This window comes from Sphingopyxis sp. (assembly GCF_036402335.1).
In the GTDB taxonomy this organism is placed as follows: domain Bacteria; phylum Pseudomonadota; class Alphaproteobacteria; order Sphingomonadales; family Sphingomonadaceae; genus Sphingopyxis.
On record NZ_DASWTD010000163.1, the window covers coordinates 1 to 3638 of the forward strand.

Annotated in this window: 4 protein-coding genes; 1 reads left to right on the forward strand and 3 read right to left on the reverse strand. The window is 69.7% G+C overall.

Annotated features, from left to right (window positions below):
* Positions 1–180: 180 nt before the first annotated feature.
* The 3 genes from VGD20_RS05075 to VGD20_RS05085 are packed head-to-tail and all read right to left on the reverse strand — an operon-like array spanning position 181 to position 3058.
* A complete protein-coding gene (locus VGD20_RS05075) occupies positions 181–1278 on the reverse strand; it encodes an NAD(P)/FAD-dependent oxidoreductase (protein ID WP_331133406.1) in 1098 nt (365 codons plus the stop codon).
* Entirely contained in the window at positions 1275–1988 is a 714-nt protein-coding gene (locus VGD20_RS05080) for a methyltransferase domain-containing protein (protein ID WP_331133407.1), read from the reverse strand. The genes VGD20_RS05075 and VGD20_RS05080 overlap by 4 nt, the downstream gene beginning before the upstream one ends.
* A complete protein-coding gene (locus VGD20_RS05085) occupies positions 1985–3058 on the reverse strand; it encodes a type III polyketide synthase (RefSeq protein WP_331133408.1) in 1074 nt (357 codons plus the stop codon). The genes VGD20_RS05080 and VGD20_RS05085 overlap by 4 nt, the downstream gene beginning before the upstream one ends.
* Positions 3059–3153: 95 nt before the next feature.
* On the opposite strand from VGD20_RS05085, the gene VGD20_RS05090 reads away from it, so the two are divergent.
* A partial coding sequence (locus tag VGD20_RS05090; RefSeq protein WP_331133409.1) for a DUF4402 domain-containing protein occupies positions 3154–3638 on the forward strand: 485 nt, incomplete at its 3' end.

Genomic DNA, 3638 nt, shown 5'->3' on the forward strand with positions numbered 1-3638 from the left:
AGGCTCGCTCGGTGCCGCCTTCGCGCAGCACATGATGCGCCATCGGGTCCAACGGCTTGGTCGCGGTCTTTTCGATTTTCGGGTCGGTCATGGAGGATCTCCTTCGGATGGGGCGTTTTCGGGCACCATCGCTGTCGGCACCAATATCGGCGCGGCGCGACGCGACTGCAAGTGCCCCGGTCAGCGCGGGTCGATCCGCGTTGCTTGCGATATCATTCGCACGAGCGATGGGAAAAGTGACGCCGCCCCCGTCATGGCTCCGGCCGCGCGCCGGTTTTCGCCCGCGCGCCACACGAGATTCGCCAGCGCAAAGGGGCGTGTCATGCGCCCCGCGAGTCTCCGCTGGAACCCGGGGGCCGCGTTCCCGCCGCCGTGACGCCACGCCGCCACCGCCGCTGCTGCGCTGGCGACCGCCAGCCCCATGCCTTCGCCCGCAAGGCTCGGGATCACCCCCGCCTGATCGCCGAGCCGGAACAGGCCCGGCACCGTGTCGGCGGCGCGCCAGCCATAGGGAACATGCCCGATCGCATCGACGGCCCGCGACCAGTCGGCGTGCGCCAATCGCTCGCCGAGATGGGGGAACTCCTCGCCCAGCATACGCAGGAGTCCTGCTGGATCGCGCGATGTCTCGTCGAGCCGGGACTTGTGGACTGCAAGGCACAGGTTGCCGCTGCCGTCCTCCTGTCGGACCAGCCCCGCATAGCCACGATCGAACAGATGAAGCTCGACGGCATCGCCGACCAGCCGGTCGAGCGAAGGATGCGCCGGAAGCCGCATGCGCAGCCCCGTCGCGGGATCGGCGCGCTGCCATTCGGCGGGTTCGCGCGCGAAGCCGCGAAAGCCGTGCTTGCCCGCTGCAAGGAATATGGCGGGGGCGGTCAGCGCCGCGCCATCGCGCGTCTGCACCGCCCCGCCTTCGAGCGCGGTTGCATGAACGCCGCGTTCGAGACCTGCGCCCGCCACAACGGCGGCTTCTTGCAATGCCGTGTCGAGTCGGTGACGCGACACTCCCATCGCCTCGCCGGGCAGCGCGGTCTCACTTCGTCGTTTACCTGCGAACAGGCGCACACAGCGAACCGCCTGCCCACCGAGCGCCGCGCGATCGATCCCGAGCGCCTCGATCCGCGCCAGTGTCTGCCAGCTCAGGAAGCCGCCACACAGCGCGTCACCCGTTGCACGCGCGCGTTCGAGCAGCAGCGTCGTTGCGCCCGCGCGCGCCAGCCCGATCGCCGCGGCCGACCCAGCGGGTCCGGCGCCGACCACGATTGCGTCGTTCACCGGATACGCTCGACGCAGAGGCGATAGGGAAAGCTGCGAAAGATGCGGCATTCGCCGGCCGTGTCGGGCAGCGCCTCGTTCAGCATCGCCTGCCATTCGGCGCGGCGAAAGCTGCGCCCGACCGACAATTGCCCGTCGCGACGCACGATCGGATCGACCCATGCCAATGTCGCGAGCAGCGGATAACCGGCAAAGGGCAGGCGTCGGCGATGAAGGTCGTTGACCAGCCAGCCGCGCGCTGCCTCGGCTTCCATGAAGCGCAGGAAATCGGCGCGCTGCCCGGCCGTCATATGATGCGTTACGAGGCTGGAGATGACGATGTCCCAGCCATGCCCCGCGAGACCCCGGTAGTCGCCGGTGATCAACCGCGCGCGTTCGCCGAGCCGCACCGCGGCCACGGCTTCGCTCTTGGGATTGAGATCGACTCCGGCAAGATCGAGCGCCACGCCGCGCTTCGCGCCCCAATCCGCAATCCGCGCCAGCATGTCGCCCGCGCCATATCCCACATCGAGGATGCGCCACGGCCTTATCCCGGCGCCGCGCGCGCGGATTCGGTCGAGAAATCCAAGGGTGGGGCGCGGCGCCATCGTCAGCCCGTTGATCCGCGACAGGTCGGCGAGGACGCGGGCGTAACGCGCGGGCGCCAGCTCGACCGCGTCCATCTCCTCCTCGGCCTCGATCGGCGCACGAAGGCTGGCGAAGGGGTTCATTGCGCGGTGAAGCGGATCGCTTCGGCGGCGAGCCCGGGGCCGAAGGCGATGGCAATGCCGTTGCCCGTTGCGCCGCGCGCCATCATTTCGGCGAGCACGAACAGGATCGTCGCCGACGACATATTGCCAAAGCGCGCGAGTATTGCGCGGCTGTCGGCCAAGGCTTCGGCAGGAACGCCCAGCGCATGTTCGACCGCATCGAGTACCGACCGGCCGCCTGCGTGAATCGCGAGCAGCGACGGCGCACCGGCATCGCCGAACAATTCGCCTTGCACATCCGCATCGGCGAGCGTTTCGCGCAGGCGCCCCGGCACTTCGCCCGACAAGGTCATCTCGAACCCCTTGTCGCCGATGTCCCAGCGGATCAGTTCCGCGCTGTCGCCCAGCGCGAGGCTGCGGCCTTCGCCCAGTTCGAAGCCGCCCGGCGCTGCCGATACGATACCCGCCGCGGCGCCGTCGCTGAACTGCAGCATCGCCAGCAGCGGCTCGGGCTCGTCGGCGAGGCTGAGATGGAGCGTCGACAGTTCGACGCTGACCACCAGCACCACGGCATCGGGCTCCGACCGCACGATATGCCGCGCGGTGCGCAGTGCGGTGACGCCGGCATAACAGCCCATGAAACCGATCAGCACGCGCTCGACCGTGGGGGAGAGGCCGAGCCGCCGCGCGAGGATCTGGTCGATCCCCGGCGCGACGAAACCGGTGCAGCTCGCGACGACGATGTGGGTGATCGACGCCGGGTCGAACGCAGCGCCAAGCCCGGCAATCGCCTGCATCGCAAGGCCGGGGGCGTGCTGCGCATAGGCCCCCATTCGCACTGAGGTCGGGGGCAGGCCGGGAACGTCGTAAAACCCGCCCGCGGCGACGGGCGACCCGCCGGCGGGCGTCGGCGGCAGCACCGACCAGCGATGGTCGATCCCCGATCGCGCCGTCATTCGCGTGAAGATCGCGCGCACGCGTTCGTCGGTCAGCCGCGGTGTCGCCCAGTCGATGAAAGCCTGATGGATGTCATGCCCCGGCGCCGCGGTGGCGAGGGCGTTCAGCCGGGGGGACGGCGGGGCTATTGTCATCGCGCACATGTGGCCGAAAAGCTGGAAACAGGCCAGCGATTAGCGCTGGGGCTGCTTTACCGCAGCTTAACCATGACCGGGCTAGTCATGCAGGCGTGAAATTGCGTCTTTTCCTTGGGGCATTGCTGGTCATGGCCAGCCCGTCGATCGCGGCGGCGCAGTGCATGCTCTGTGCGCAGGGCAAGGCCGAAGGCGCCAGTGCGCGCAAGGCTGAAGTGCCGCTTCGCGTCGAGGTCGAATCCCAGCTCGACATGGGCCGCGTCGCGGTCGGCGCGGCGGGGGGCGAGGTCGAAGTCGATCCGGTATCGGGCGCGCGCCGCGTGCGCGGCGACGTCGTCGACCTTGGCGGCTTCGCGCTGACCGGGGTGGTTACCGTGCGCGGCGAACCGGGTGCCGAGGTGCGCGTGATCCTGCCGGCGAGCGTCGATCTCGAAGGCGGGCATGGCCGCACGGCGCGCGTGACGGGCCTCGCCACCGACCTTGCGGCGGCGCCGCGCCTCGGAACCGACGGTCGCCTCGTCTTCCGCTTTGGCGGGCGCCTCCAGATCGCCGGCCTCGACGACGGCGACTATCGCGGGCG

Excerpts from the sequence above, each read along its gene's own strand:
- VGD20_RS05085 (WP_331133408.1), bottom strand. The coding sequence starts at position 3,058 with ATGACAATAGCCCCGCCGTCCCCCCGGCTGAACGCCCTCGCCACCGCG.
- VGD20_RS05080 (WP_331133407.1), bottom strand. The coding sequence starts at position 1,988 with ATGAACCCCTTCGCCAGCCTTCGTGCGCCGATCGAGGCCGAGGAGGAG.